A 24,147-nucleotide genomic window follows, 5' to 3' on the forward strand; every position below is an offset into this window, starting at 1 on the left:
AGATCTTCTCCACGTTGACCAGGGACTTATAGGTCCGCACGGCCTCGGGCGCGTCCATGGCATCACTGGGGAGGTTGGTGCGGACGACATAGATCCCGTCCAAGTCGGCCTCCCGTTTGATGGATTCGGTGTTGCGGGCGTAGGCGAATGTTTCGTCGGTGATGGTGAGGTTGAAGTGCTTGGCCATGTTGTAGGTACCGACGATTCTCCCGACTGCGCTCGTCAAGTTTTTGAGACAGTTTGATTGATTTTTCTTCTTACGCCGCTATCGGCGTGGGCAGGTTCTGGTATTCGGCCAGGGCCCTGGCCGGAGGCAATCCCTGGTTGTTACTGTGCGGCCGACGCCTGTTGTACCAAGACTCGATGTATTCCATGACCGCCGTCCGGGCGGACAGATGGTTCGGAAAATTGTAGTGGTGATACATCTCCGTCTTGAGGTGGGAAAAGAAATTCTCGGCCACGGAATTGTCCCAACAAACACCGGTCAATCCCATCGACTGGGTGACATTGTTCCCGGCGCACCACTTCTGGAAATCTCCGGAGGTGTATTGCGCGCCACGATCGGAATTAAGCCGAATTCGGCTTAATAGCGATTATGCCGAGGAAACCGTTAAGCCGAGTTTGGCGAGTTGTTCCTTGTGATCCCGGGGCTGGTCGCCTATTCCTCGGCTTAACGTTCCGGCCTAATCTGAGGTGTATCCATGCTCCTAACGGAAGGACAAGGCAATGGATACGACAGTTACGGCCATCGGAGATGTCGTTGTGGCAGCGTTGGAAGACGCTGGCTACATGCGCTCCACGATCGGCCAATATCGCAAGTCCATCAAGTGGCTCGGCGTCCTGGCCGAGGACCAATACGGCCAATACACACTCACCTTGGGCAAGAAGTTAGCCTCCATGACCATCAGCCCCCGGAGTGGCAAATACAGTGCCCAGCGTCATTTCGATTATGGCCGGCTGGTGTGTTTGTTCGACTCGTACATACTCACCGGCACCGTGGATCTGTCCATGCGGCCCCGTGCATTTCAGAAGGAAAAGCCCAACAGTCCGGAATTTTCAGGGCTGCTGGATTCATGGTCTCAAGACTTGGAGCAAAGGGGCCTGGCACCTGCCACGCAAACCTGTTTTGGCGGGTTGGCTTGCGAGTACTTGCTGTTTCTAGAATCTGACGGAGTCTCCTCATGGGATGCGGCCGACGGGGCCAGCGTCCTGGGATTCCTTGAATCCCTGCGTGACCGGTGGGCTGCAACGAGCATGTGGTCGGCAGTTTCAAGCTTCCGCCCATTCCTGAAATTCACGCAGCGAACCGATCTGCTCGATGCGCTGGCATTGGCCCGCACCAAACGACACCATGGCATCATTCCCATGATCGATTCCGAAGTAGAACGGCAAGTTGTTGACGCTTGCCAACACGGTTCAGTCTCGGCCCGGGATGCAGCGATTACCCTGCTCTGCCTGAGCACTGGCCTGCGCGCATGCGATATCCATAGCCTGCAGTTGACGGATATTCATTGGCGGGAGGGCACGATTGGGCTGGTGCAGCAAAAGACGGGCAACCCGTTAACGCTGCCGCTACTACCTTTGGTCCTCACCAAGCTTGCGCAATACGTGCTCGAGGATCGGCCCGATTCCGATGCCCATGAAGTGTTTTTGAGGCTGAAGGCCCCACACGTTGCCTTGAGTGATCATGCGTCGATCTACGTGATCGTCAACAAGGTATTCCACTCTTCGGGAATGGAAGATGTGAGGGTTGGAACGAGGTCCCTTCGCTACAACGCGGCGTCCAAATTGTTGCAGGCGGGAACCGCATTGCCCACGATTTCAGCGATCTTGGGCCATGCCCACAGCGACTCGACCAATGTGTATTTGAGCGTGGACACCGAACGGCTACGCTCCTGCATTCTTCCTTTGCCGGGAGCTAGATTGTGATGGGCAGGTTTGAATTCACCAGTGTGTTCTCCCCGGAACTACGGCTGTTTCTTGCGTTCAAGGAAAGCATGGGTTGCAACGGCGCATCACGCATCTACTACCTGAGAAGTTTTGATGCATACTGCACGGAACATAACGTGCGCTCTTTTGACCGGGAAGCCATCGAAAGTTGGGTGCGCTTCAAGAAGTCATCCCAACCAGGGTCCAGCCCGTCGTGGATGTCATACATCAGGGATCTCGGCCGTTGGATGCGCACCCACGAAAACCCCGACGCGTATGTGCTTGCCGAATCCTGGAAAAGCGAGTTTTACCGCCCTCATCCCTATTTGTTGAGTCGCAAGGAAATCGATGCTTTCTTCGGATCCGCTGCGGATCTTCAGATCGCTTCTCCGTGGCGGTGGCAGTCCGTAGCGTTCTTTGGGCTGATGCAGTCGTGCGGGCTACGGACCTGCGAAGCCCGAAGGCTTCAGCTCCAAGATGTCGACCTCACCGCAGGGTTCATCGACGTCTTATGGTCCAAGGGCAACCGGAGCCGGCGATTGCCACTGAATGATCAGCTCATCGATGTCCTTGCCGATTGCGACAGGATATCCCGGCAGCAATTCGGGCAACACCGTTCCGCTTTCTTTGTCTCCTTGACCGCAGCGCCGGTAGATCCGGCCACAACCGGTGTCATGTTCAACAGGATCTGGAACCAGGCAGGCTTGCCGTTACCCCTCGGTGGGAAGCAACCTCATCCATACTCTTTTCGACATCACTTTGCCTACGCGAACATCGAACGGTGGATGGCCGAGGGCCGGGATATCAACGCGATGATGCCCTACCTTTCCCGCTATATGGGGCATGCAACGCTGGACAGCACGTTTTACTACATTCACACATCACCGGACTTCATGGATGGGTACGCAACACTCGTGAAGGAAGGCCAAGGAATGATTCCCGAGGTGGGATTCGCATGAAACGCACGCCGCAAGAACCAACATCCAACTTCTGGGGCTACGCCCGGAACTACCTTCATGACTATCTGCCCAACGTGAGGGCCATGGCGCCACGCAGCATCGAGTCCTACCGCATCAGCCTGGAAAACTACGTCAACTACCTGGTCACTGAGCAACATGTTCACCGCCAAGACATCAGCTTCGATCACTTCGAGCGGCAATTCTTGAAATCATGGCTGGCCTGGATGCAACAGGCCAAGAAATACCAGCCCGCCACCATCGGATTGCGCCTGAGCGCGGTCAAAGCCTTCCTACGGTTCGCCTCCGCTGAAGACCTGACAATGGTCGCGGTTTATCAAGCAGCCAAAAACATCAAGGCCCCGGCCCAACCGCGCAAACCCATCGAATACCTGCAGGAGAACGAGACAACAGCAGTTCTCGCTGCTTTCGACGGCAAGGACTTGAAGTCACGCAGGAACCGCATGCTGCTGATCCTGCTCTACGACAGCGGCGCTCGCGTCGGTGAGATCCCGAGGCTCACCCTTGATGATCTGAAGCTGGAAAAGCCAGCCCATCTGACCTTGACCGGTAAAGGAGCCAAGAGCCGTACCGTGCCCTTGAGAGAAAACGGTTGAGCATCTCATGGTCTATCTGGATGAGTTCCATGCGCGAAGCGCAGCTCATCGCGCAAATTTCCCCTTGTTCTATAGCTGGCACCGTGGACAAGCGATTGCTCTTTCCAGCGATACGGTTGCCGCAGTGCTCAAGAAAGCCGGAACGCTTGGCCGTCAACACTGTCCCTCAATTCCAGGGAACCTTCACTGCCACATGTTGCGGAAGACCAAGGCCATGGACCTCTACAAGCAAGGTATCCCGTTGCCGCTCATCATGCAGCTGCTCGGGCACGAAAGCATGAGCACCACCTCAGCGTTCTATGCCTTTGCGACCCTCGACATGATGCGAGCAGCCATGATTGCCGCCACGCCGGCAATCAGCGAGGCAAACACCGAGCTGTTCAGCGAAGACAAGCTTCGACTGCTCTATTCGCTGAAATAGCAAAAGCGTTAAGCCGCGGAATGGGTTGGAAACCCCTGAGCCATAAGGGGTGACTTCCCAAGCTCGGCTTAACGTTTTTCTCGGCATAATCGCTATGGAAAATTACGCCGTCGGCGGCCAGCCTCCCATGCGTCCGGGCCATGGCCATCGCGTCAATGATCAACGGCGTACGCATGTTCGAGGACATGGACCAACCGACGACCATGCGCGTGGCCAAATCGATCACCGTGGCCAGATACAGCCACCCTGAGCCCGTCTTGAGGTACGTAATATCGCCCACCATCCGGGTCCCGGGAACCACGGCGGTGAAATCGCGTTTCCCGTGTTCGTCGAGCATGTGGTTCCTGATGTGTTCGGTCCGCGCCTCGGGGTCATTGACCGTGGTCGTCTTCCAGGCCCGCATCCGCCGGGATCTGAGCCCGCACTCGTTCATGATGGACCCCACGGTCCCCGCCGCGACCTTGATGCCCTGGTTGTTGAGGATCTTGGTCAGCTGGTCACGCCCGGCCATCTGCTCGCTGTTCTCGAACTCCCGCTGGACGGCCACACTGAGTTCCGCGTGCCGGGACGCGGTCGGCGTCAACCCGGCCGGCTGCGCCCACCGGTAAAACGAGGCCCGGGAAACCCCGAGCCGCTGGCACATCCACGCGATCGGAAAATTGGCCTTCTGTTGCCACATAAAAGCGAAGTAATCCGCTACAGATGCTTCGCGGCAAAGAAGGCGCTGGCTTTTCCCAAGAATTCATTTTCCTTCTTCAACGCTGCGTTCTCGGCCTGCAGGGCCCTGTATTTGGCCCACTCCACTGGGCCCGGCTCATCTGCCCCGGCGCCCGGATGCTCAGTCTTCCAAGCCCTCACCCAATTACCAAGGGTTCCATCCTTGATACCCAACTCCGCGGAAACATCTGCCAGGGAACGACCCGAGGAAATAACCAGTTCAACGGCACCGGCCTTGAACTCTTCACTGAAACTACGACGATCTGACATGAAGCAAATTCTCCTAGACCCTGTCTCAGATCACCATACGGGCGCACTACACCAGCAATGTTGCCACATCACTGGTAGTCGGAGGACCGAACATCACCGAGGGCGCGTCAAGGCCCATGCGGTTCGACACTACGCCGACCATGCTGGCGATCGCGGGGGTCAATAGGAACTTCCTCGACATTCCAGTGCCGGGAACCGGATACCTGCAATTGGATGCGGCAATCATGCTCAAGCTGCCAACATCATCCACGCCGCTATACGCCGACATCCAGGGCCAGTTTGCCATTGGACCCCGCCCCTCGGCCGGCGGTTCAGTCCCCGTCCATGGCCAATCGACGTTTGCCCAGCAAATCTCGAAGCACTCCACGGACGTTGGGTGCCGGGTGACCCTCAACCTGTCCGGCTGGTATTTCGTAGATGCACCGAAGCCTGTCAGGGTGCAAGTGCAAGTGCAATTGGCGAAGCGTGCGGGAACCTCAGCTAGGGGTCCAAGCCCAGCGGCTACACATGGCGGCTATCTGGCACCCAACCTCAGGTGTTGCCACCCGCCCGCTGGTTACGACCACCCTCTAACCAACATGTCTGCATGGGCCTCAGCAAATGGCGTGATGCCATGAGTGCCGTAGTCACGCAATGACCACGGCGGATGGGGTGGCCATATACTAAGACGGTGACTGCCAACAAGCCGCTACTGACGCTGATCATTGTAATCGCAGTGATTACTCCGATTGCCGTGGCCAATCCCTCCGCCACGATGATGGTGTTTCTCGGCATCGCCGGCATCGCCCTGCTGTATTTCTTAGGCGACTGGTGGCGGCGCGTCTGGGTGATGACGCTCATCGCGCTTATGGCTGGCGTGTCCCACATCGAGGCCATTGCTTCATACGGCAGCCTGGCTAAGATTGCTGCCCTCGGCGTTTTGGCGGTGACCACGTGGCTGACCACACGGCGGATAAGGCCCGTCAAACCGAAAAGTATCCATAAGGCCATACTCCGGGCGTTGGCATTTACCGCCGTGTTTGCGGCTGTGTCTACGGTCTGGTCCGAAAGCAAAATGGAAACCGCTATGCAGGCTGTCACCTTCGCGGTCTTTGTCTACATCATGAATCGGCTCAGTCGCAGACGGTGGCGATTTGCCGGAAAGCTCGGGCACGATATTGGAGCGACCTACGGTGTAGGGCTCTTGTTCGTCGTTATCGGACTAGCTATGGCAGCGACGAATTCCGGGGACGCGATCCTCTGGTACAACGGACGTCATCAGGGTTTCTTCAACAACCCGAACCAGCTCGCCATGATCGCTGCACTCACTTTCACTCTGGGTATCGGATACGCCGCTTACCGAAAGTCCTGGATTGTGTGGCTGACTCTCGCGGCGCCGCTGGCCGCCATCGCGTTCTCGGGGTCGCGGACCTCCCTGGTGGCCGCCGGCATTGCGGTTTTGTGGATCATCGTTCGCGGCAGCTTCCATCGAATCCTTTGGGCTTCCATACTTGGGACGGCGTCAATCTTGATCGCACTGCTGATGAGCGCGGATCCGTTCAGCGCCACGGTTGAAAGATTTTCTGAGAATGAGGGAGGTGATGTTCTCAACCAGAGGACGGACATTTGGGATCACGTTTTCGTGACCCTCGAAACTCATGGCATGGGTATTGGCTGGGCAGCGACGCCCACGTTCTTGGAAGCGGAATCCTCTGTGGGGCTGAACCCAACTGTTCTGAACTCTGCCCACAACTCCTACGTTCAAATGTTGTTCGAGCTCGGATGGCTGGCCGTGCCGCTTGCGCTGTTCTTCGTTGGGCTTCTGATCGCAGTTGCGTTCAGAACGCCCGTGCGAGGGCTGGATGTTGGCTTGACTGCAACCGCTGTCGTCGGATCTCTTATCCATTTGAGCGAGTCGGCGATCTTCGGGTTTGGGCAGCCCTACCCGTACATGTTCTGGATAGCGGTCGTTGGGGCTGTCGCCCCATTGGTCCGGCCACCAGGCGAGCTGGTCACGAAAACTGTCATAGAGCCACCGAAGCTCACTTCGCGGCTACGAGCAGAAGCCGAATAGTGGTCAATGTGAAGGCCCTCGCCGATTGGCGGGGGCCTTCATCGTACCCAGCCAACCCACCTATCTGCCGGATAAGTTTGGCGGGGAAATCGTTGGGGAAGGAATCGGGAACGGAAAATACTCTGCGGCTAGCGGACGTGCAGCAGTCATCCGCTGGGCAGGCCCGGCAGGCAAGCCCGTGTTCAAGCCCGCTGACTCCAGGCACCTGTCATTCCACAGCCTGGGCAGGCGCGGACGGCGTCGTGCCGCACCCACCCTCCTGACCACCAATGGCGGGCAAGTCCTCAGACAAACAGGGCTTGCCCGCCAGCCTTGGTGAGGGCCGGCTCCGCTAGTTAGCCTCTCGGTTCAGACCTTAGAGCTCAGTGGCAGCGTCCAAAAAGATCCAAGCCACTTGTCGAACTCGTCGTCGCTATACCGACCCATCCCGCCCGTTGGGTAGGGGGGGATCTCCCCGAAATAGATCCCATCCGGGACGTCATAGAGATCAACCCGGATGAAGTCATACCCTGCCCCGATTTCGGTGGCAATTCGAAGCATCTCTTCGAGACGGTCTGGTCGGGGGGCTGGCGGCGCAAGTTGCGCCAGCCCCTGCGTCACCTCCAGTGGCTCCCATTCGGGCGTGTAGAACCTGCGCCGAACACCATCAAATCGGGGGGTGTCAGTTTGGACTAGGCGGACGGTTCCGTCGAATACGAAGAATCGAAGGTCGTTGGGTGAATCCCCGTTCGGTGTGGGGATCCTCCTCTCCAGAAAGTAGCCTGGTTCGGATTGGCCGTAGGCCCACTCTCCCTGAACTTTATACTGATCCATTTGCTTCCACTGCGAAACCGACTCAACACTGACATTGGACGAGCGCAGGGGGCCTGACCCAAAGGCTAGGTAGCCCGAACCCTCGCGGGGCTTCAACACCCATTCGCAGCCCCAGTCAACGTCGAGAATGTCGGCGATCCCCTCGCCTTGCCAGATCGTTTCGGGGACCTTCGCCGAGCTGGCACTCGTTGCGTGCGCTTTCATCGCAAGCTTGTCACCGCCGATAGCGATGATCTGCCTTCGGTCATGCAGAACGCGCCACTGGATCTTGTCGAGGAAAGTTACCGGGTGCTTCGCGATTGGGCGGCGAAAATAGCGAAAGTACAGCAATTCGCGTCGCAGCCGAAGAGGCAACCTGGAGACGACGATGCTGCCAGCCTTCTTCACATGCCGGTTCATCGGGGCTCCACCCCAAGTAGTTGGGCCTCAACCAAGGAGGCTTCTCCAGCTTCCACTCGTAGATGAGAATGGCCCTGCCAGCGGTCAGAATGATCAAGCCAGGTGGCCAAGCGGCCCACGGCTCTTTGAATGGACGCGAGAATCCGCATGCGAGTAGTCATGGAATAACCCTACCAAGGTAACGATCTGCCTAGATTGTGCATTCAACGAGTACATGTGGATAGGCCAATGCTGGGCCGAAGTGCCCTCGATGAAGCGAGAGTGAATCGACGTCGTCAAGTTTTGAGATCGTGTCGAAGTGTTCGGGATGCCGTGCCGCACCAGCTATCGCGCGGCCTCACGTCCCACCCGACATCGAAACGGGCCGATACATAAGTTGGAGCATTGGCGCCAGTCGAGGACGGCAGGTGAGATGATTTCCGTTGGAAAGCTATGAGCGAATATTTGCCACGTCGTGCGCGGCCCAACCCGGTAGAGGTTGAACGGGGGAATAGGGCGTTAGAGTCCCAGGTCCCGTGCCGCACGTGGGAGCTCAACAAGAAGATCCACGGCGCTGATCGTTCCCTCGTCCGCGGCCAAAGCGCCGGCGTGGGCGTGGATTAATGCTGCGGCCGCGGCAAGATCGGTCAGCCTGTGCATGTGGGCGGCGATGTCGGCTGCGGCCGAGGTAGTCGGGAGGTTCGCGGCAGCCAACAAGGTGCCCAAGATTCCGGTCAGGACGTCCCCGCTGCCGGCCGTGGCCAGATCCGGGGTGGCTGCATGCACTATCAAGGCGTACCCGTCCGGCGCGGTGCAGATGGTCGCCGAGCCCTTGAGCAGGACCACGCAATCGTAGGCCACGGCCGCCCAACGGGCCCAACGGATCGGATCCGCGGCGATGTCCCGGGAGCTGACTCGCACCCCAGCCTTGGCCAACAGCGCGTTAAGTTCCCCGGCGTGTGGGGTGAGGATGCGCAGCTGGTGGTGTTCGCCGGGCTCCAGCATGGCAAGCGCACCGGCGTCGATGACGCAGGGATTGTTGGCCGAGAGGATCTGGTTGAGGTGCGTGCGGGTCTCGGCGGTGTCTTCCAGGCCGGGACCGATAGCCCAGGCCCCGATCTTGGTGGCGCCTTCGCGCTCGTTGCGGCGGTTGCGTGCCAGCAGGAGGGTGAGTTCCTCGCCCTCCAAGGGGACGGCTTCGGGAACCTGAGTGGTCAATGCCGTGGCCACGTTGGCTGGAACCATGGTGCGCAGCAGGCCCAATCCGGTGGACACTGCGGCTCTGGCGCTGAGTACCGCGGCGCCAGGGTACTTTGCTGATCCTGCCAGCAGGCCCAGCACCCCACGCTGGTACTTGTGCTTGCCCGCAGCGGACCAATCCTGGGCGCGGTCAAGCAGCAGCGACAGGTCATCGCCCTGCACCACCCAAGCCTCCGGCTCGGGCAGGTGCCCTGCAAGACCCAAATCGGTGACCTGAATGCGCCCGGAGACCAGGTGCCCGGAGCCCACGACCAAACCGGTCTTCAAGGCACCAAAGGTGACGGTCCGATCGGCAGGAATCACCGAATCGACGGCGGCCCCGGTGTCGGCGTTGACGCCGCTGGGAACATCGCAGGCCAGCACCGGGATATCGCGGGGGATGACTGGAAGCTGCACACCGGGACGCAGCCCGGTGCCGTATGCGGCATCAATGAGCAGATCGCAACCCTCGAGCAGCCCCTCTAAGCGCTTGGCGGCCGCGGTACGGCCTCCGGCGCGTGCCAGGGCCGCGAGCCCTTCTGGGTGTGCTTGGGAAGCGAGCAAGACCGCGGTGACCGCTACTCCGCGCTTGGCCAAGGCAGCCAAAGCAAATAGTCCGTCCCCGCCGTTATTTCCCGGACCGACTAAGGCCACCACCCGGGAACCATAGAGTCGCCCGGCATGTTCCTTGAGCATCAGTACCGCCTGATGCGCGAGCGCAGCGGCGGCCCGTCGCATCAAACCCAGGTCTGTGGCATCGGCCAAAAGCTGGAGCTCTGCATCTCGAACGTGGGAACCTGCATAGACGGGGATCATCTTCTCAGAATACCCAACAGGGCACGCTATTTCCTGCAGCATCGGGGGCGAGGTGCGTCCCGATCTGCCGATGACCTAGCGTTCGGCCACGACCATGGCCGTGGCCAGATCTCCGTCGTGGCTCATGGACAGGTGCCAATGCACCACGCCCTTGCGCTGTGCAGCTTCGGCCACCGATCCGTCGAGTACCACGTAGGGGTCGCCCGCGGCATCCTTCTGGATCCAGCAATGCTGCCAGTTCATCCCCGATGGAGCACCCAGTGCCTTGGCAATGGCTTCCTTGGCGGCAAAACGTGCCGCTAGGGATCGGACATGCAAGTCACGCTCGGTAGGAACAAAAAGTCGTTCACGCAGCGCCGGGGTGCGCTTCAGCTGTGCCTTGAAACGAGACACCAGAACCACATCAACACCAATTCCCACGATCATGCCTTCGAGTTTATCGTGCAATGTGTGCGCTCCCGGAGCCACCTGCCAAATAACCCCGTCATTCTGTGGTTCGGCTCTGGTCGGTGACGCGCACAGGTCGTACGATTCAAAGACCCACCCGCAGGTGTGCACTCCAGGCAGCGAAAGGCAGCAACCATGAACGAAAACCCGCCAGATGAGCGCTCATGGGCGATCGCGCTGCTGCGTGATGGCTTCACCAGGGTGCATGAAGGCATCGAAGGGCTGCTGGCTGAGGCCGATCCGCGGATGCTGGGATTCCGCACCGGTCCCAATTCCAACTCCGCGGCCTGGCTGCTCTGGCACCTGACCCGCGTCCAGGACGACCACTTCGCGCACCTGGTGCATGCGTTGGACCCCGGGTCGTCCACCGAGCAACGCTGGATCGAGGGCGACTGGGTTTCACGCTTCGACCTGCCCTACTCCCGGTTGGACACCGGTTACGGGCACACCAGTGAGCAAGTCGCGGCCATCGGGATGCCCGGGACCGGGAACCTGCGTGGCTACCATCAAGACGTCCACGAGGAAACGCTCAAGGTCTTAGGCTCGTTGTCCGAAGCAGACCTGGGCGTGGTCATCGACACGCACTGGGATCCTGCGATCACGGTGGCCATGCGGCTGATCAGCGTCTTGGAGGACACCACCTCGCACCTGGGCCAGGCCGAGTTCCTGCGTGGCGTGTATGCAGATCTCGGACACTGAAAACCCGATCTTCACTTAACTCCGAAGCGGCGCCGGTGCCCACCCGCAAAGGGGTAAGCACCGGCGCCGCCGGATGGTGAAGCGTTTGCGGGCCGGGTCCTACTCGACGGTGACCGACTTGGCTAGGTTGCGCGGCTGATCGACGTCCAGCCCCTTGGCCGTGGCCAATTCGCAGGCGAAGAGCTGCAGCGGCACGGTTGCAAGCAGCGGCATCAACAGGACCGGGGTCTCCGGAACGTAGAAAACGAACTCGGCGAACTCGCGTACCGACTCGTCGCCTTCCTCGGCGATGACCAGGGTCTTGGCGCCGCGGGCGCGGACCTCTTGGATGTTGGATACGACCTTGGAGTGCAGCGAATCGCGGCCACGCGGCGAGGGGACAACCACAAAGACGGGCTTGTCCTGTTCGATCAAGGCGATCGGTCCGTGCTTCAGCTCGCCGGCGGCAAAGCCTTCGGCGTGGATGTAGGCGATCTCCTTGAGCTTCAGGGCGCCTTCCATGGCTACCGGGTAGCCCACGTGGCGGCCCAGGAAGAGCACCGATTCGGTGTCCTTCATGGAGCGTGCAAGCTCCTTGATATCCTCGGCGCGGTCCAGGATGTCCTGGATCTTCGCAGGGATTTTACCCAGGTCCGCCAGGATGTCCTTGATCTGGCCGCTGAACAGGTTCCCGCGCAACTGACCCAGGTACAGGCCCAGGAGGTAGGTGGCGGTGATCTGTGCCAGGAATGCCTTGGTGGAGGCGACGGCGATTTCCGGACCGGCGTGGGTGTAGAGCACTGCATCGGATTCGCGCGGGATGGTGGAGCCGTTGGTGTTGCAGATGGACAGGGTCTTGGCGCCCTGTTCCTTCGCGTAGCGCACGGCCATGAGCGTGTCCATGGTTTCGCCGGACTGCGAGATCGAGACGACCAGGGTGTTGGAGTCAACGATCGGGTCGCGGTAGCGGAACTCGTGGCTCAGCTCGACCTCGACCGGGATACGGCACCAGTTCTCGATGGCGTACTTGGCAACGGATCCGCCGTAGGCAGAGGTGCCGCAGGCCAGCACAACGATCTTGGTGACCGAGGCAAGCTCCTCGGGGGTGATGCGCAGCTCGTCGAGGGTCAGGCGGCCAAAGGCGTCGGAGCGGCCAAGCAGGGTGTCTGCCACGGCGGCGGGCTGGTCGAAGATTTCCTTTTCCATGAAGGAATCGAAGCCGCCCTTTTCGGCGCTTGCTGCGTCCCAGTCGACGTGGAATTCCTTGCCCTCGGCGGGGTTGCCGTGGAAATCTGTGATGCTGTGGGCATCGGGGGTGATGGTGACGATCTGGTCTTGGCCCAGTTCCACCGCACGGCGGGTGAAGTCGATGAAGCCCGAAACATCGGAACCCAGGAAGTTTTCCCCGTCGCCCAGACCCAGGACCAGCGGAGAGTTGCGGCGGGCTGCCACAACAACGCCGGGGTGATCGGCGTGCACGGCCAGCAAGGTGAAGGCACCTTCGAGCTGGCAGGCGGTCAATTCCATGGAGCGGGTGAGGTTGCCCTCGCCGGCACCGCGGTAGATGGAGCCAAGTAGCTCCGCGGCGACCTCGGTGTCGGTATCGGAGATGAATTCAACGCCGTCGGCGCGCAGCTTGGCCTTGAGCTCGGCAAAGTTCTCGATGATGCCGTTGTGGATCATGGCCAGGTTGCCCTCGTCGGCGAGATGAGGGTGGGCGTTGGCGTCGGTTGGTCCACCGTGGGTGGCCCAACGCGTGTGTCCGATGCCGGTCAAGGCTGCGGGCAACGGATCTGATTCAAGCGCCCCGACAAGGTTGGCCAGCTTGCCGGCCTTCTTGCGCGAGTCGATGCCGGAGTCCGTGACAACAGCCAATCCGGCCGAGTCATAGCCCCGATACTCCAGACGCCGAAGCCCCTCGAGAATCACATCGAGCGCGCCATGATTGGCCGCGCGTCCAGCATTACCTACGTATCCAACAATTCCACACATGAAAAAAAGAGTACCGCGCTGCAGGGGGCCACCGATACATTATTGCCCCTCGATGGGCATAAAAATTTTGTGGGCATAAACATAGCCCCAAAGCATGGCCAAAACATGAAGTTTGGGAATATAGGTGGGTTGTTGGCACAATTCAAGACGTGAATGGACAGCGCGCGGTCGACTACAGTGCAACACCCTTTGTCGAATTGGACCGCCAGACATGGGCAAGACTGTCCAACGAGCTTAAGCAACCACTCGACGAAGCGGACCTCCGCAGGCTCAGCGGCCTCGGTGAACAGCTCAACCTTGCGGAAGTCCGCGAGGTCTATTTGCCGTTGTCGAGGCTTTTGAACTTGTACGTCCAGGGTGCAGCCTCCTTGCACCAGGCGACCAATACGTTCCTGGGTGAAAAGACCCGCAGGACTCCCTTTGTGATCGGTGTGGCAGGCTCCGTGGCGGTGGGAAAATCCACGACCGCACGCGTGCTCCAAGAGCTGCTGCGCCGCTGGCCAGACACCCCGGATGTCCAGCTGATCACCACCGATGGGTTCCTGTATCCAAATGCGGATCTGGAGAAGCGTGGCATCATGCACCGCAAGGGCTTTCCTGAATCCTATGACCGCCGCCGGTTGCTGCGCTTTGTCTCGGAGGTGAAATCCGGGGCCCCGGAGGTCCGTGCCCCCTGGTATTCGCACCTGAGCTACGACATCGTGCCGGGCAAAGAAGTGGTGGTCCGTTCGCCCCAGGTCCTGATCGTCGAGGGGCTCAATGTCCTGCAGCCGGCTCGTGCCCGGCTCGACGGCACTGCCGGTCTGGCCTTGAGCGACTTCTTTGATTTCTCCGTCTATGTCGATGCCCGCACCTCGGACATCGAGGAGTGGTACATCCGCCGCTTCATGAAGCTTCGCTCGGGCGCATTCTCTGACCCCGCGTCATATTTCCACCGCTATGCCTCCCTCAGTGATGATGAGGCCAGGGAAACCGCTCACGGAATCTGGAAGCGGATCAACGAGCCCAATTTGCGTGAAAACGTGATTCCCACCCGCGGCCGGGCCCAGCTGGTACTGAGCAAATCTGCCGACCATTCGATCCGCCGCATGCTACTGCGCAAGATCTAGAATCAAAATGCGATCGGTGAACGGTTAGAAAACTTTTTGAAAACACCGGTTCATTACCTATTGACCAGTGTCATTGTGTGCAAAGCTTGGCTCATGCTCAAAGGATTCAGAGATTTTATTATGCAGGGCAACGTTGTTGACCTTGCTGTTGCCGTTGTCATTGGTGCCGCTTTTGGTGCCGTGATCAATTCATTGGTTGAGAACATTCTCATGCCACTGATTGCAGCCCTGGTGGGTGCGCCGAACTTCGACAACTTCCTCCTGCTCACCCTCGGTGACGGAGTGGAAATCAAGTTCGGTGTATTCCTGACCGTTCTGGTGAACTTCATCCTGATCGCGGCTGCCATCTACTTCATCGTCATTGTGCCGATGAAGAAGCTCACCGAAATGCGCCAGGCACGCTTGGGCATCGAAGAGCCCGAAGAAGAAATCGACCCGCAGGTAGCCCTGCTGGCCGAGATCCGCGACGAACTGCGCAACCGCACAGTCTAATTCGCAACGCACCTTAGAGTGCGATTACCAACAGTGCCCCGGTAGCCCGATCCGATGATCGGACACCGGGGCGTTGTCATGTCCGGGGGGGGTCTTGTCGACCGCGGGACCCCGGTGTGAAGGTGTGCCAATGGGACAAGCAGCACCCAGAGGATGGGATGATGGGTGGGTGAGTGCACAATCAATCCCTCAAACCCAAACGACACCCCATATTCCGGCGGAGACAATGACGTCATCCTGGGAACGGCGTGCCGTGATCGATCTGGCCAACATCCGCGAAAACGTGAAACGGGTCGGCGAGCTCGTCGCCCCGGCAGCGATCATGGGCGTCGTCAAAGCCGATGGCTACGGGCACGGGGCAATCGCCGTGGGCCGGGCCGCTGTGCAGGCCGGTGCAACGTGGCTGGGCTGCGCCCACGTCACCGAGGCCCTGAAAATACGCGATGCCGGGATCGAGGTTCCCATGCTCGCCTGGCTGCACACCCTGGACACCCCTTTTGCCCAGGCAATCTCCGCCAACATCGATCTGGCGGTCTCGGGCTGGGAACTTGACCACGTGGCCAGGGCCGCCCAAGAAGCAGCTCAACCGGCACGTGTGCACCTGAAGATCGACACCGGCCTCGGACGCAACGGCAGTGCTCCGGCCGATTGGGAAACCCTGCTGGATCGCGCCTCGAGCTACCAGGACGAGGGCCTGATGCGTGTGGTGGGGGTGTTCTCCCACCTGGCGGTGGCCGACGAACCCGAACGCCCGGAAACGGACGAGCAGCTCGAGGCCTTCAACCAGGCGGTTGCGCTCGCCGAAGATGCCGGCTTCGACCTCGAGGTCCGACACATCGCCAATACCCCGGCGATCCTGAGCAGACCCGACTCCCACTACGACCTGGTCCGCCTGGGCCTGGGCATGTACGGGATGAGTCCCTTCGTCGGCGAAGAGCCCGAACGCTATGGACTTCGCCCGGCCATGACCCTGACCAGCCGGATTGCGAACGTGAAAAAGGTTCCCGCCGGCTCCGGGGTGGGCTATGGCCTGCGGTACCACACCAGCGAGGAGACCTATCTGGGACTGGTCCCGATGGGTTACGCCGACGGCATCCCGCGCAGCGCGCTTAATGCCCCGGTGAGCATCAACGGGAAGACCTATCTGGTGCGCGGCACCATTGCCATGGATCAGTTCGTGGTGGATCTGGGACCGGACATCGATGTCGAGGCCATGCTGGGTTCCGAGGTCATCCTCTTTGGCCAGGGCGGCCCTTCCATCACCGAATGGGCCGATGCGGCAGGGACCATCAACTACGAAATCGCCACCCGGGTATCGCCACGGGTCCCACGCCGGTGCGTGGAAGGCACCTGGGGTGAATCGGGTGAGTGAAGCCAACCTCGCCGTTGAGCTGGCGATCGAAGATATCTCCGGCACCCGTGGCTTCGCCCGACGCCTCGGCACCATCATGAAGCGCGGGGATCTGGTGGTGCTCACCGGAGAGCTCGGCGCAGGAAAAACGACCTTTACCCAGGGCCTGGGAGTGGGCCTGGGAGTGCGGGAAGGCATCATCTCGCCCACCTTCGTGATCTCCCGTATCCACCCGGCTCTGGGCGACGGTCCCGATCTGGTGCATGTGGACGCCTACCGGTTATCCAGTGCCGCCGAGCTCGAGGATCTGGACCTGGAGGCAAGCATGGGTGATTCCGTCACGGTGGTGGAATGGGGAGCCGGCAAGGTCGAGGCGTTGAGCGACTCGCGCCTCGAGATCGTGCTGCTGCGCCCCGGCGCGGTGGAAAACGACCAGGAGCTGGTCTTCGACTTCGAATCCGGCGACGACGACGAGCCACGCACCATCCAGCTCGCGGCGGTTGGCCCACGCTGGGTCAACGACCCGGCACTGGCCCAACTGCTCAACGACTTCACAAGCTAAAGGAAAAGGCACCACCATGCTGCTACTGGCCATCGACACCTCAGCCAACGCCTCCACGGCGCTGCTGCGCTCCCGTGGCACGGTGATCGAGGTGCTCGGATCCTGCACCTCCGAGCGCGGAAACGACCACTCCGAGGTCTTGGCCTCAGCCATCGAATCGCTGCTGGCCGATGCGTCAGGGCAACGGCCCGAGGCAATTGCCGTGGGCGTGGGCCCCGGCCCGTTCACCGGGCTGCGCGTGGGCCTGGCCACTGCCCGCACCCTGGGCTTCGCCTGGGACGTGCCGGTCCACGGGGTGGTGAGCCTGGATGCCATCGCCCTTGAAGCTGCGGCGGATAACCCCGAAACGGATTTCGTCGTGGCCATCGATGCACGGCGCAAGGAACTGTACTGGGCACGTTATTCCTCCTCCGGACTGCTGATGGATGGCCCGCACGTGAGCGTGGCCGAAGAACTTCCCGCCCTGCCGGTGTACGGGGCAGGCGCAGGGCTCTACGCCGAGAGGCTGGTCGCTAGCGGCGCCACGGTCGTTGCGGAATTCGCCGACGCGCACCCCGGCGCCGTGGCGCTGGGCACCCGGGCATTACGCGCCCTGGCCAGCGGCGAAGCGCTGGAAGGCACCGAACCGCTGTACCTGCGCGAATCCGATGCAAAGGTGCCAGCGGTGATGAAGGGCAAGCTGCTATGAGCCGACACGAGGCCAATCCGGCCCCCGCAGGATTCCTCGTCCGTGACATGCTGCTCTCCGACATCGATGAGGTCTGGGAGCTGGAGAAGGCATTGTTCCCGGCTGATGCGTGGCCGCGGGAGATGTTTGTGGGCGAACTGGAACTGGCCGACACCCGCAGCTATTGGGTGGTGCTGAAGGACGGCAAGACCGTGGGCTATTGCGGCTTGATGTGCGTGTTGCCGTTGGCCGATGTGCAGACCATTGCCGTGAACCCGGCGCAGGAGGGCCACGGAATCGGCACACATCTGCTGCGCCTGATGATCAATGCGGCGCAAGAGAGCAACGCCACCGACCTGTTGCTGGAGGTCAGGGAGGACAACCCCCGGGCCCGGGGCTGTATGAACGCCATGGATTCGAATCCATCCACCGCCGTGCCGGGTACTACCGCGACGGTGTGGATGCGATCATCATGCGCAAGACGCTCGCCACTGCTCAGTAGGCGGGTGTGCCGGGGAAGATGCGGGGGACCGGACTAGATCGTCCGCTTCGCCCAAACGGGGGCAGAAGCCCTAAAATTGGTTCCATGTCCCTTTCTGCACCGCTTGTTCTTGGCATTGAATCCTCCTGTGATGAAACCGGGGTGGGTATCGTGCGCGGCACCGAGCTCTTGGTCAACGCCGTGGCCTCCTCCATGGAAGAGCATGTGCGCTTTGGCGGGGTCATCCCCGAGATCGCTTCGCGGGCACATTTGGACGCCTTCGTCCCCACGCTGTCGGCCGCACTCAAAGAGGCGGGGGTGTCCCTGGCGCAGATTGATGCGATCGCGGTGACCAGCGGCCCGGGCCTCTCCGGAGCGTTGATGGTCGGAGTGTCGGCGGCCAAGGCATTGGCACTGGCCACGGGCAAGCCGCTGTACGGGATCAACCACTTGGTGGCCCACGTGGGCGTGGGCGTGCTGGATGGGGGCGCCCTGCCCGAGAACCTGGGGGCCCTGCTGGTTTCCGGCGGGCACACCGAGATCCTGCAGGTTAATTCGCTCACCTCGGATGTGCGGCTGCTGGGTGCCACCATCGACGACGCCGCGGGGGAGGCCTACGACAAGGTCGCCCGGCTGCTGGGACTGGGTTACCCGGGAGGTCCGGTGATCGATGCCCTGGCCAAGGAGGGGGACCCCAAGGCCATCCGCTTCCCGCGCGGACTGACGCTGCCCAAGTTCATCGGGACCGCGCAGGAGCCGGGCAAACACCGCCACGACTTCTCCTTCTCCGGGCTCAAGACCGCTGTGGCACGCTGCGTGGAGCAGTACCAGAAGCGTGGCGAAGAGGTGCCGGTGGCAGATATTGCCGCAAGCTTCCAAGAAGCGGTGGTGGACGTGATCACCGCCAAGGCTGTGCGCGCCTGCACCGAGCACGGATTGAATAACCTACTGCTCGGCGGCGGGGTGGCGGCCAACTCGCGGCTGCGCGAGTTGTTGGCGGCCCGCTGTGCATCGGCGGGCATCACCCTGCGGGTTCCACCGCGCAACCTGTGCACCGATAACGGTGCGATGGTTGCCGCCCTGGGCTCGCAACTCGTCTCCGCAGGCGTCGCACCGACCGGCTTGGGATTCTCCACCGACTCCGGGCAACCGGTGAGCTTGGTATCACTTCTCGCCTAGGAAAACCAAAAAAGCCTTGACGCGAAAAGGGGGGTGGACGGGATTTTTCCCCTCCACCCCCCTTTTTTTCGCTTCGGAGCTGTTGTTTGCCCCCTCAGGCTCGGTGCATGCGGCGGACGTTGTCCTTCACGATCTCGTGGAGGTTGCCGTTGTGTGCCGCGGCGATCTTGTGCTGCCACTGGTAGCCTGCACCGCCGCTGATGATGCGTTCTACATCGGCGAGTTCGGCGCTGCAACCCAACTTCTCGGCCACCGGGGCCAGACGAACGAGCTCCTGGAGTAGGTGGTCGGTGACCAGCATTTCGTCGCCCGCGGCGTTGAGGATGATGATGGCCTCCATGCCGTAGCGCGCGGCGCGCCATTTGTTCTCTGTGCGGAACCACGGCGGCATCACATCGATGGTGCCGCCGTTATCCAGGGTCGTGGACATGTCGTCGACCAGGCATTGGGTCAGCGCCGCGATCGCACCGATGTCCTGCAGCGAGGACAACCCGTCGGAGATGCGCATCTCCACGGTGCCGAAACGCGGGACCGGTCGCACATCCCACCGAATTTCGGAAATATCGTCGATGACGCCGGTATGCATCATGTCCGCCACATAGGCTTCGTAGTCCTCCCACTGCTCAAAGTGGTACGGCACCCCGGCGGTGGGCAGTTGCTGGAACATCAGGGCGCGGTGCGAGGCGTAGCCGGTGTCCTCACCGCCCCAGTAAGGGCTGGAGGCGCTGAGTGCCTGGAAGTGGGCCTGGTAATTGATCAGCCCGTCGACGATCGGCAGGGCCTTATCGCGTGAGTCGAGCCCCACGTGGACATGCACCCCGTAGATGACCATCTGCTGTCCCCACCATTGGGTCCGGTCGATCATCTTGGCGTAGCGGTCCTTGTCGGTGACCGGCTGCAACTTCGGGGGAGCGAACGGGTGGGAACCGGCGCAGTACAGGTCCACCTCCATGGGGTCGGTGACCTCGCGGACGGCAACCAGATTCTCGTGTAATTCGGCCTTGGCCTCGGCCACGGTCTCGCACACGCCGGTGACGATTTCGACGGTGTTCAGCAGCAGCTCCTGCTTCACATGAGGATGCTCATCATCAACGCCCAAGGACCCATGGTTGATATTGAGCTGGGCCAACACCTCGTTGGCCACCGATCGAAGGTCCGAAGTGTGCCGGTCAACCAGCGCGACTTCCCACTCCACACCAAGCGTGGACTGGCGTGATGATGCGAAATCAATGTGCATCAGACCTCCATGTTTCCGGCAGCAAGCCACCCCTATCAAATACTTTCAGCCAGTCTATCGAGCTAAACAAGGTCATTGGTGCCATGGGTGGGAGGCCGGGGCGCTGGCCCGTGCTGTTGCCGGAAGCCTGTGTGCCGCCCCCGGGTGCCCGCGGCCGGGGGATCAGACGACGGGTTCGACCTCGATGGCCAGGCGGGTGTCGCCCACGCGGGTGAGGATCAGAGTGGCCTTCTTTTTCGCGTCGCGTCCGTTCCCGGCCAAGAGGATCTTGCGCAACTCCTCCGGTGTGACGTCCATGCCGCGCTTCTTGATGTCAAGCACCCCGATGCCCTGGGCCTTGACCCACGAGCGCAGGTTCTTCACATGGTAGGGGTGGACCGCCACGACCCTGTAGGCCTTGGCCAGCGGTGTCTTCACCGGATCCTTGGTGCTGAAATAGGCAATGTGCGGGTCAATCAGGTGGCCGCCGGTGATTTTGAGCAGCTCATCGATGAGCCCGGAGCGGATCACCGCGCCGTCGGGCTCGTGGATGTATTCCTCGATTTTCCCCACCGGAACATCCCCGCGCAGGGCCGCGTGCGGGTCGAAATCCACGGTGCTGCTCACCTCGGTGGCCCCATGGGCTTCGATGACCAAGGCCGCACGTCGGATTCCGGGGCGGGCCAGCGGCCCGAACCACAGTGCCGCTTCAACCACATCCCCATTGATCGAGACCCATTGGATTTCGCAATTGGCAGGCAGCGCATCGTGGGGGATACCCGGACCCATCTTCACCCCGACGGCCAACCCACGGTCGGCCAGCGACTCGACGAAGGACAGCGGCGGAGAAAAAGCCTCCGGGTCGAAGATCCGCGACGTGCCGGAGGTGTCCGTGGTGCGGCGGGCCGGATCGAGCCAGACTCCATCGAAACCGGTCAAATCGAACTCGGTCGCATCCATGTTTACGACCTTGGCGGTCGGCCAAGGCATGAGGTTCAAGGTGGCGGCAGCTGCGGTGGTTTCATCCATTTCCACGGCCGTCACCTCGATCTCGGCACTGGCAAGCGCGAGCGAATCGGCGCCAATGCCGCAGCCGAGGTCGGCGACCTTCGTGATGCCCGCCCGGGTGTAGCGCTGGGCATGCAAACCGGCGAGCTTGAGGCGTGTGGCCTGTTCGAGGCCGGCCTGGGTGAAGACCATGGTGTCGGCGAAGGGGCCGAACTTGGTGCGGGCCTTGAAGCGCAGCTCGCTCTGCTGCACCACTGCTGTCACCAGATCGGTGGGGTGCCCGGCCTTGCGCAAACTGAGGTTCAGTTGCAGGGCCGCTTCCTTGGTGCCGGCCGAGGACGGATCCACGGAGTTCAACAGCGTCCAACCCGCGGGGGAGAGGATATGGGCGAGGTGTGATGTCGCGGCCGATTGGCCGGCGTCGGAAGAGGAGGAAGCCATGGGATCAAGCCTAGCCGCGGGTACGGACTTTCCGACGCATCATCTGGCTCGCGCGGGCGTTGGCTGTCGGCAAGTACGTAGGGCGGAAACATCGAGCAAAAAAGTCGCTACGCAATATTTGGGCGGGTTATCGATTGGCTCAGAATCTACACGATGAAATATATTCAGTGCGGGCTTCATGGAATGACAGCTAAATTCCAAGAAGCATTTCTGGTGAGCTATGTTGTGCGGGAGTGAAAGCACCCAACGGTGACAAAACAGATGCAAGCGTCATTTGGGCTAATTTCGACCACCCGATTTTCAAACTGACGTCACGGTTGATATTGTGACCTTGTTCGTGGGAACTACTTTCTCAGGAGCTACGACCCCACATGGGGTCGGTACTGCTGGGGGAAGATAAAAGTGGATTCAGAATCAGCGCGCGCCCGCAAGACGGCGGAGCCGGATGCAGCACGGTGGAGCCCACCACAATCGAGTCGACACCGAGATCGAAGTCGACAGGTCGTCTTTGATCTGTTGGCGTGGGTCATCGCACTCTACCTCGGGACGATCTTCCGCTATGAACTGCGGTTGAATGAAGTCGGATTCGTTCAGATACTTGTTGTTGGACTCTGCGCAGCGGCGCTGCATTTGATCCTGGCTTGGATGCTCGCGCTTTACAGCGGCAAATTCACCTACGGCACATTTGATGAGATCAGGGTGCTTGTATACGCGGTGCTACTAGGGGGCTCAATTGTCACCCTGCTAATGTTCGCATTCGGAAACTACTGGGATGTGCCGCGAAGCATCGGACTTATCGGCACGCCGATTGCGCTCCTGTTCATGTGCGGTATTCGATACGTCCAGCGCATCGCCAGTGAACGGCATATGAGGCCCGACGAGACCGCGCTTCCCACCATTATTTACGGTGCGGGTTATTTGGGCGAAACGCTGGTGCGTAGGATGCTCACGGACTCCAACACCGCGTACCGCCCCGTGGCCTTGATTGATGACGACCCTGCCAAGTCCAACCTTCAGATTCGCGGTGTACCGGTCAGGGGAGGACTTGATTCCCTGGCCGAAGTCGCTGGCAAGACCGGCGCCGTGGAACTGATCATTGCTATCAACTATGCGAATGCAGCACTTGTCCGATTGATCTCAGACACAGCGACTGAAGCCGGCCTCAACGTGATGGTGATGCCACCACTAATCGACGTATTGGCAGGTAAGACGAAGCTTTCGGATCTTCGAGACCTCTCTATCGAGGACCTCATTGGCCGGCACCCCGTTGACACCGAAGTCGAATCCATCGCAGGTTACCTGGCCGGAAAACGAGTCTTGGTCACCGGAGCCGGAGGTTCCATCGGTTCGGAACTTTGTTTGCAAATAAGCAAGTTCGCTCCTTCTGAACTGATCATGCTGGATCGCGATGAGACTGGCCTTCAAGGCGCTCAACTCAGGACCGCTGGGCACGGGCTCCTACATACGCGCGATGTGGTGCTTGCTGATATCCGTGACACAGAAGCGTTACAGAAGATTTTCGAAGAGCGCCGCCCGGATGTCGTATTTCATGCTGCTGCACTTAAGCATCTTCCGATGTTGGAGCAGTATCCGGACGAAGCTTGGAAAACGAACGTTCTCGGAACACTAAATGTTCTTCGTGCTGCACAAGCCGCAGATGTCGAGACGTTTGTAAACATCTCAACTGACAAGGCAGCGAATCCCACCAGCGTTCTTGGCCATTCGAAACGAGTCGCCGAAAAGCTAACAGCATGGATGGCCGAAGAAACCGGGAAACCTTATCTTTCGGTCAGGTTCGGGAATGTCATTGGTAGCAGGGGATCCATGTTGCCGACATTTCGTTCCCTAATCGAGGCGGGCGGACCCCTCACGGTGACTCATCCTGATATCACGCGATACTTCATGACCATTCCTGAAGCCTGTCAACTAGTGGTTCAGGCCGGAGGAATCGGGCGAGCAGGGGAAGTGCTCATCTTAGATATGGGCGAGCCAGTGAAAATTCTCGATGTAGCCCAGCGCATGATTGAAATGTCGGGCAAAGACATCGAAATTGTGTTCACTGGGATGCGGGAGGGCGAAAAGCTCCACGAGGAGCTCATTGGTTACGGGGAATCGGATAGTCGTCCCTTCCATCCGCAGATCTCCCATGCCGACGTCAGCTCGATACCTCCGGAACTGGTTACCAAGTCTTCGTGGGGGCTACGTCTTCACACGGACTATTCCACCGGAAGAGAGCCTAACGCCGACGTGGGTCGAAGCACGCTATCTGGTGTGGATGCTGGTGAGTAGCAGCGTCTGCACTACGATTTCCATCT

At 60.4% G+C, this 24,147-nt stretch carries 22 protein-coding genes and 2 pseudogenes; 14 read left to right on the forward strand and 10 right to left on the reverse strand.

Annotated elements, in window-relative coordinates; genetic code table 11:
• Positions 1 to 226, reverse strand: a pseudogene (locus ADIAG_RS03030) (IS1634 family transposase); the annotation flags it as partial.
• Between the two features lie 31 nt (positions 227 to 257).
• Positions 258 to 569 (reverse strand): annotated as a pseudogene (locus ADIAG_RS03035) (IS3 family transposase); the annotation flags it as partial.
• 157 nt (positions 570 to 726) lie between these two features.
• Here ADIAG_RS03035 and ADIAG_RS03040 point away from each other — a divergent pair.
• The 4 genes from ADIAG_RS03040 to ADIAG_RS22340 are packed head-to-tail and all read left to right on the forward strand — an operon-like array spanning position 727 to position 3,923.
• A complete protein-coding gene (locus tag ADIAG_RS03040) occupies positions 727 to 1,929 on the forward strand; it encodes a tyrosine-type recombinase/integrase (RefSeq protein WP_007269830.1) in 1,203 nt (400 codons plus the stop codon).
• A 23-nt stretch (positions 1,930 to 1,952) separates the two neighbouring features.
• Positions 1,953 to 2,888: a tyrosine-type recombinase/integrase gene (locus ADIAG_RS03045; RefSeq protein WP_200859358.1), complete on the forward strand. Its 936-nt coding sequence runs from the start codon at positions 1,953 to 1,955 to the stop codon at positions 2,886 to 2,888.
• Positions 2,885 to 3,502, forward strand: a complete 618-nt coding sequence (locus tag ADIAG_RS22335; protein ID WP_007269832.1) for a tyrosine-type recombinase/integrase — start codon at positions 2,885 to 2,887, stop codon at positions 3,500 to 3,502. The genes ADIAG_RS03045 and ADIAG_RS22335 overlap by 4 nt, the downstream gene beginning before the upstream one ends.
• Positions 3,503 to 3,509: 7 nt before the next feature.
• Complete coding sequence (locus ADIAG_RS22340) at positions 3,510 to 3,923, forward strand: tyrosine-type recombinase/integrase (RefSeq protein WP_200859359.1); 414 nt, start codon at positions 3,510 to 3,512, stop codon at positions 3,921 to 3,923.
• On the opposite strand, the gene ADIAG_RS22600 is transcribed toward ADIAG_RS22340, so the two are convergent.
• Both ADIAG_RS22600 and ADIAG_RS03070 read right to left on the reverse strand, forming a co-directional pair.
• On the reverse strand, positions 3,883 to 4,602 hold the full coding sequence (locus ADIAG_RS22600) for a DDE-type integrase/transposase/recombinase (protein WP_007269834.1): 720 nt from the start codon (positions 4,600 to 4,602) through the stop codon (positions 3,883 to 3,885). The two genes, ADIAG_RS22340 and ADIAG_RS22600, sit on opposite strands and share 41 nt — an antisense overlap.
• Before the next feature lie 17 nt (positions 4,603 to 4,619).
• A complete protein-coding gene (locus ADIAG_RS03070; protein ID WP_007269835.1) occupies positions 4,620 to 4,910 on the reverse strand; it encodes an IS3 family transposase in 291 nt (96 codons plus the stop codon).
• Positions 4,911 to 5,580: 670 nt separating this feature from the next.
• On the opposite strand from ADIAG_RS03070, the gene ADIAG_RS03080 reads away from it, so the two are divergent.
• Complete coding sequence (locus ADIAG_RS03080) at positions 5,581 to 6,963, forward strand: O-antigen ligase family protein (RefSeq protein ID WP_161623926.1); 1,383 nt, start codon at positions 5,581 to 5,583, stop codon at positions 6,961 to 6,963.
• 348 nt (positions 6,964 to 7,311) lie between these two features.
• Here the strand turns inward: ADIAG_RS03080 and ADIAG_RS03085 are convergent, their stop codons facing one another.
• From ADIAG_RS03085 to ADIAG_RS03095, 3 genes are all read right to left on the reverse strand, one after another.
• Entirely contained in the window at positions 7,312 to 8,175 is an 864-nt protein-coding gene (locus tag ADIAG_RS03085; protein ID WP_007269838.1) for an ATP-grasp fold amidoligase family protein, read from the reverse strand.
• 498 nt (positions 8,176 to 8,673) lie between these two features.
• Positions 8,674 to 10,209, reverse strand: coding sequence for an NAD(P)H-hydrate dehydratase (locus tag ADIAG_RS03090; protein ID WP_043473182.1), 1,536 nt, complete (start codon positions 10,207 to 10,209; stop codon positions 8,674 to 8,676).
• Between the two features lie 75 nt (positions 10,210 to 10,284).
• Entirely contained in the window at positions 10,285 to 10,635 is a 351-nt protein-coding gene (locus ADIAG_RS03095) for a holo-ACP synthase (RefSeq protein ID WP_043473185.1), read from the reverse strand.
• 156 nt (positions 10,636 to 10,791) lie between these two features.
• Here ADIAG_RS03095 and ADIAG_RS03100 point away from each other — a divergent pair, with 156 nt between their 5' ends.
• Complete coding sequence (locus ADIAG_RS03100) at positions 10,792 to 11,355, forward strand: mycothiol transferase (protein WP_007269841.1); 564 nt, start codon at positions 10,792 to 10,794, stop codon at positions 11,353 to 11,355.
• A 99-nt stretch (positions 11,356 to 11,454) separates the two neighbouring features.
• Here ADIAG_RS03100 and glmS read toward each other — a convergent pair whose 3' ends face one another.
• Complete coding sequence (gene glmS / locus ADIAG_RS03105) at positions 11,455 to 13,326, reverse strand: glutamine--fructose-6-phosphate transaminase (isomerizing) (protein WP_043473187.1); 1,872 nt, start codon at positions 13,324 to 13,326, stop codon at positions 11,455 to 11,457.
• Between the two features lie 149 nt (positions 13,327 to 13,475).
• On the opposite strand from glmS, the gene coaA reads away from it, so the two are divergent.
• From coaA to tsaD, 7 genes are all read left to right on the forward strand, one after another.
• Complete coding sequence (coaA, locus tag ADIAG_RS03110; RefSeq protein WP_007269844.1) at positions 13,476 to 14,435, forward strand: type I pantothenate kinase; 960 nt, start codon at positions 13,476 to 13,478, stop codon at positions 14,433 to 14,435.
• Positions 14,436 to 14,528: 93 nt separating this feature from the next.
• Positions 14,529 to 14,927, forward strand: a complete 399-nt coding sequence (mscL, locus tag ADIAG_RS03115) for a large conductance mechanosensitive channel protein MscL (protein ID WP_043473190.1) — start codon at positions 14,529 to 14,531, stop codon at positions 14,925 to 14,927.
• A gap of 226 nt (positions 14,928 to 15,153) precedes the next feature.
• Positions 15,154 to 16,299, forward strand: a complete 1,146-nt coding sequence (gene alr / locus ADIAG_RS03120; RefSeq protein ID WP_007269846.1) for an alanine racemase — start codon at positions 15,154 to 15,156, stop codon at positions 16,297 to 16,299.
• Positions 16,283 to 16,840 (forward strand): tRNA (adenosine(37)-N6)-threonylcarbamoyltransferase complex ATPase subunit type 1 TsaE, encoded by a 558-nt coding sequence (gene tsaE / locus ADIAG_RS03125; protein ID WP_007269847.1) that lies wholly within the window; start codon positions 16,283 to 16,285, stop codon positions 16,838 to 16,840. Before alr ends, tsaE begins: the two co-directional genes overlap by 17 nt.
• Before the next feature lie 16 nt (positions 16,841 to 16,856).
• Positions 16,857 to 17,528: a tRNA (adenosine(37)-N6)-threonylcarbamoyltransferase complex dimerization subunit type 1 TsaB gene (gene tsaB, locus ADIAG_RS03130; RefSeq protein WP_007269848.1), complete on the forward strand. Its 672-nt coding sequence runs from the start codon at positions 16,857 to 16,859 to the stop codon at positions 17,526 to 17,528.
• Positions 17,525 to 18,046, forward strand: coding sequence for a GNAT family N-acetyltransferase (locus tag ADIAG_RS03135; RefSeq protein ID WP_007269849.1), 522 nt, complete (start codon positions 17,525 to 17,527; stop codon positions 18,044 to 18,046). Before tsaB ends, ADIAG_RS03135 begins: the two co-directional genes overlap by 4 nt.
• A 47-nt stretch (positions 18,047 to 18,093) precedes the next feature.
• Positions 18,094 to 19,167 carry a tRNA (adenosine(37)-N6)-threonylcarbamoyltransferase complex transferase subunit TsaD gene (tsaD, locus tag ADIAG_RS03140; RefSeq protein ID WP_007269850.1) on the forward strand — a complete coding sequence of 358 codons (1,074 nt, stop codon included), beginning with the start codon at positions 18,094 to 18,096 and terminating at the stop codon, positions 19,165 to 19,167.
• 94 nt (positions 19,168 to 19,261) lie between these two features.
• On the opposite strand, the gene ADIAG_RS03145 is transcribed toward tsaD, so the two are convergent.
• Together ADIAG_RS03145 and ADIAG_RS03150 are read right to left on the reverse strand one after the other, a co-directional pair.
• Positions 19,262 to 20,404, reverse strand: coding sequence for a glutamate--cysteine ligase (locus ADIAG_RS03145; protein ID WP_007269851.1), 1,143 nt, complete (start codon positions 20,402 to 20,404; stop codon positions 19,262 to 19,264).
• Positions 20,405 to 20,566: 162 nt separating this feature from the next.
• Entirely contained in the window at positions 20,567 to 21,832 is a 1,266-nt protein-coding gene (locus tag ADIAG_RS03150; RefSeq protein WP_007269852.1) for a THUMP-like domain-containing protein, read from the reverse strand.
• Between the two features lie 402 nt (positions 21,833 to 22,234).
• On the opposite strand from ADIAG_RS03150, the gene ADIAG_RS03155 reads away from it, so the two are divergent.
• Complete coding sequence (locus ADIAG_RS03155) at positions 22,235 to 24,121, forward strand: polysaccharide biosynthesis protein (protein ID WP_152426029.1); 1,887 nt, start codon at positions 22,235 to 22,237, stop codon at positions 24,119 to 24,121.
• Positions 24,122 to 24,147: the final 26 nt, after the last annotated feature.

The organism is Paeniglutamicibacter gangotriensis Lz1y, from assembly GCF_000348945.1.
Taxonomy (GTDB): domain Bacteria; phylum Actinomycetota; class Actinomycetes; order Actinomycetales; family Micrococcaceae; genus Paeniglutamicibacter; species Paeniglutamicibacter gangotriensis.

What these genes read in the sequence shown, in the direction of transcription:
- ADIAG_RS22600 (WP_007269834.1), bottom strand. Translation starts at nt 4,602, where the DNA reads ATGTGGCAACAGAAGGCCAATTTTCCGATCGCGTGGATGTGCCAGCGG.
- ADIAG_RS03095 (WP_043473185.1), bottom strand. Translation starts at nt 10,635, where the DNA reads ATGATCGTGGGAATTGGTGTTGATGTGGTTCTGGTGTCTCGTTTCAAG.
- ADIAG_RS22335 (WP_007269832.1), top strand. Translation starts at nt 2,885, where the DNA reads ATGAAACGCACGCCGCAAGAACCAACATCCAACTTCTGGGGCTACGCC.
- ADIAG_RS03090 (WP_043473182.1), bottom strand. Translation starts at nt 10,209, where the DNA reads ATGATCCCCGTCTATGCAGGTTCCCACGTTCGAGATGCAGAGCTCCAG.
- ADIAG_RS03100 (WP_007269841.1), top strand. Translation starts at nt 10,792, where the DNA reads ATGAACGAAAACCCGCCAGATGAGCGCTCATGGGCGATCGCGCTGCTG.
- ADIAG_RS03085 (WP_007269838.1), bottom strand. Translation starts at nt 8,175, where the DNA reads ATGAACCGGCATGTGAAGAAGGCTGGCAGCATCGTCGTCTCCAGGTTG.
- alr (WP_007269846.1), top strand. Translation starts at nt 15,154, where the DNA reads ATGACGTCATCCTGGGAACGGCGTGCCGTGATCGATCTGGCCAACATC.
- ADIAG_RS03150 (WP_007269852.1), bottom strand. Translation starts at nt 21,832, where the DNA reads ATGGCTTCCTCCTCTTCCGACGCCGGCCAATCGGCCGCGACATCACAC.
- ADIAG_RS03070 (WP_007269835.1), bottom strand. Translation starts at nt 4,910, where the DNA reads ATGTCAGATCGTCGTAGTTTCAGTGAAGAGTTCAAGGCCGGTGCCGTT.
- glmS (WP_043473187.1), bottom strand. Translation starts at nt 13,326, where the DNA reads ATGTGTGGAATTGTTGGATACGTAGGTAATGCTGGACGCGCGGCCAAT.
- ADIAG_RS03135 (WP_007269849.1), top strand. Translation starts at nt 17,525, where the DNA reads ATGAGCCGACACGAGGCCAATCCGGCCCCCGCAGGATTCCTCGTCCGT.
- mscL (WP_043473190.1), top strand. Translation starts at nt 14,529, where the DNA reads ATGCTCAAAGGATTCAGAGATTTTATTATGCAGGGCAACGTTGTTGAC.
- ADIAG_RS03040 (WP_007269830.1), top strand. Translation starts at nt 727, where the DNA reads ATGGATACGACAGTTACGGCCATCGGAGATGTCGTTGTGGCAGCGTTG.
- tsaD (WP_007269850.1), top strand. Translation starts at nt 18,094, where the DNA reads ATGTCCCTTTCTGCACCGCTTGTTCTTGGCATTGAATCCTCCTGTGAT.
- tsaB (WP_007269848.1), top strand. Translation starts at nt 16,857, where the DNA reads ATGCTGCTACTGGCCATCGACACCTCAGCCAACGCCTCCACGGCGCTG.
- ADIAG_RS22340 (WP_200859359.1), top strand. Translation starts at nt 3,510, where the DNA reads ATGGTCTATCTGGATGAGTTCCATGCGCGAAGCGCAGCTCATCGCGCA.
- ADIAG_RS03145 (WP_007269851.1), bottom strand. Translation starts at nt 20,404, where the DNA reads ATGCACATTGATTTCGCATCATCACGCCAGTCCACGCTTGGTGTGGAG.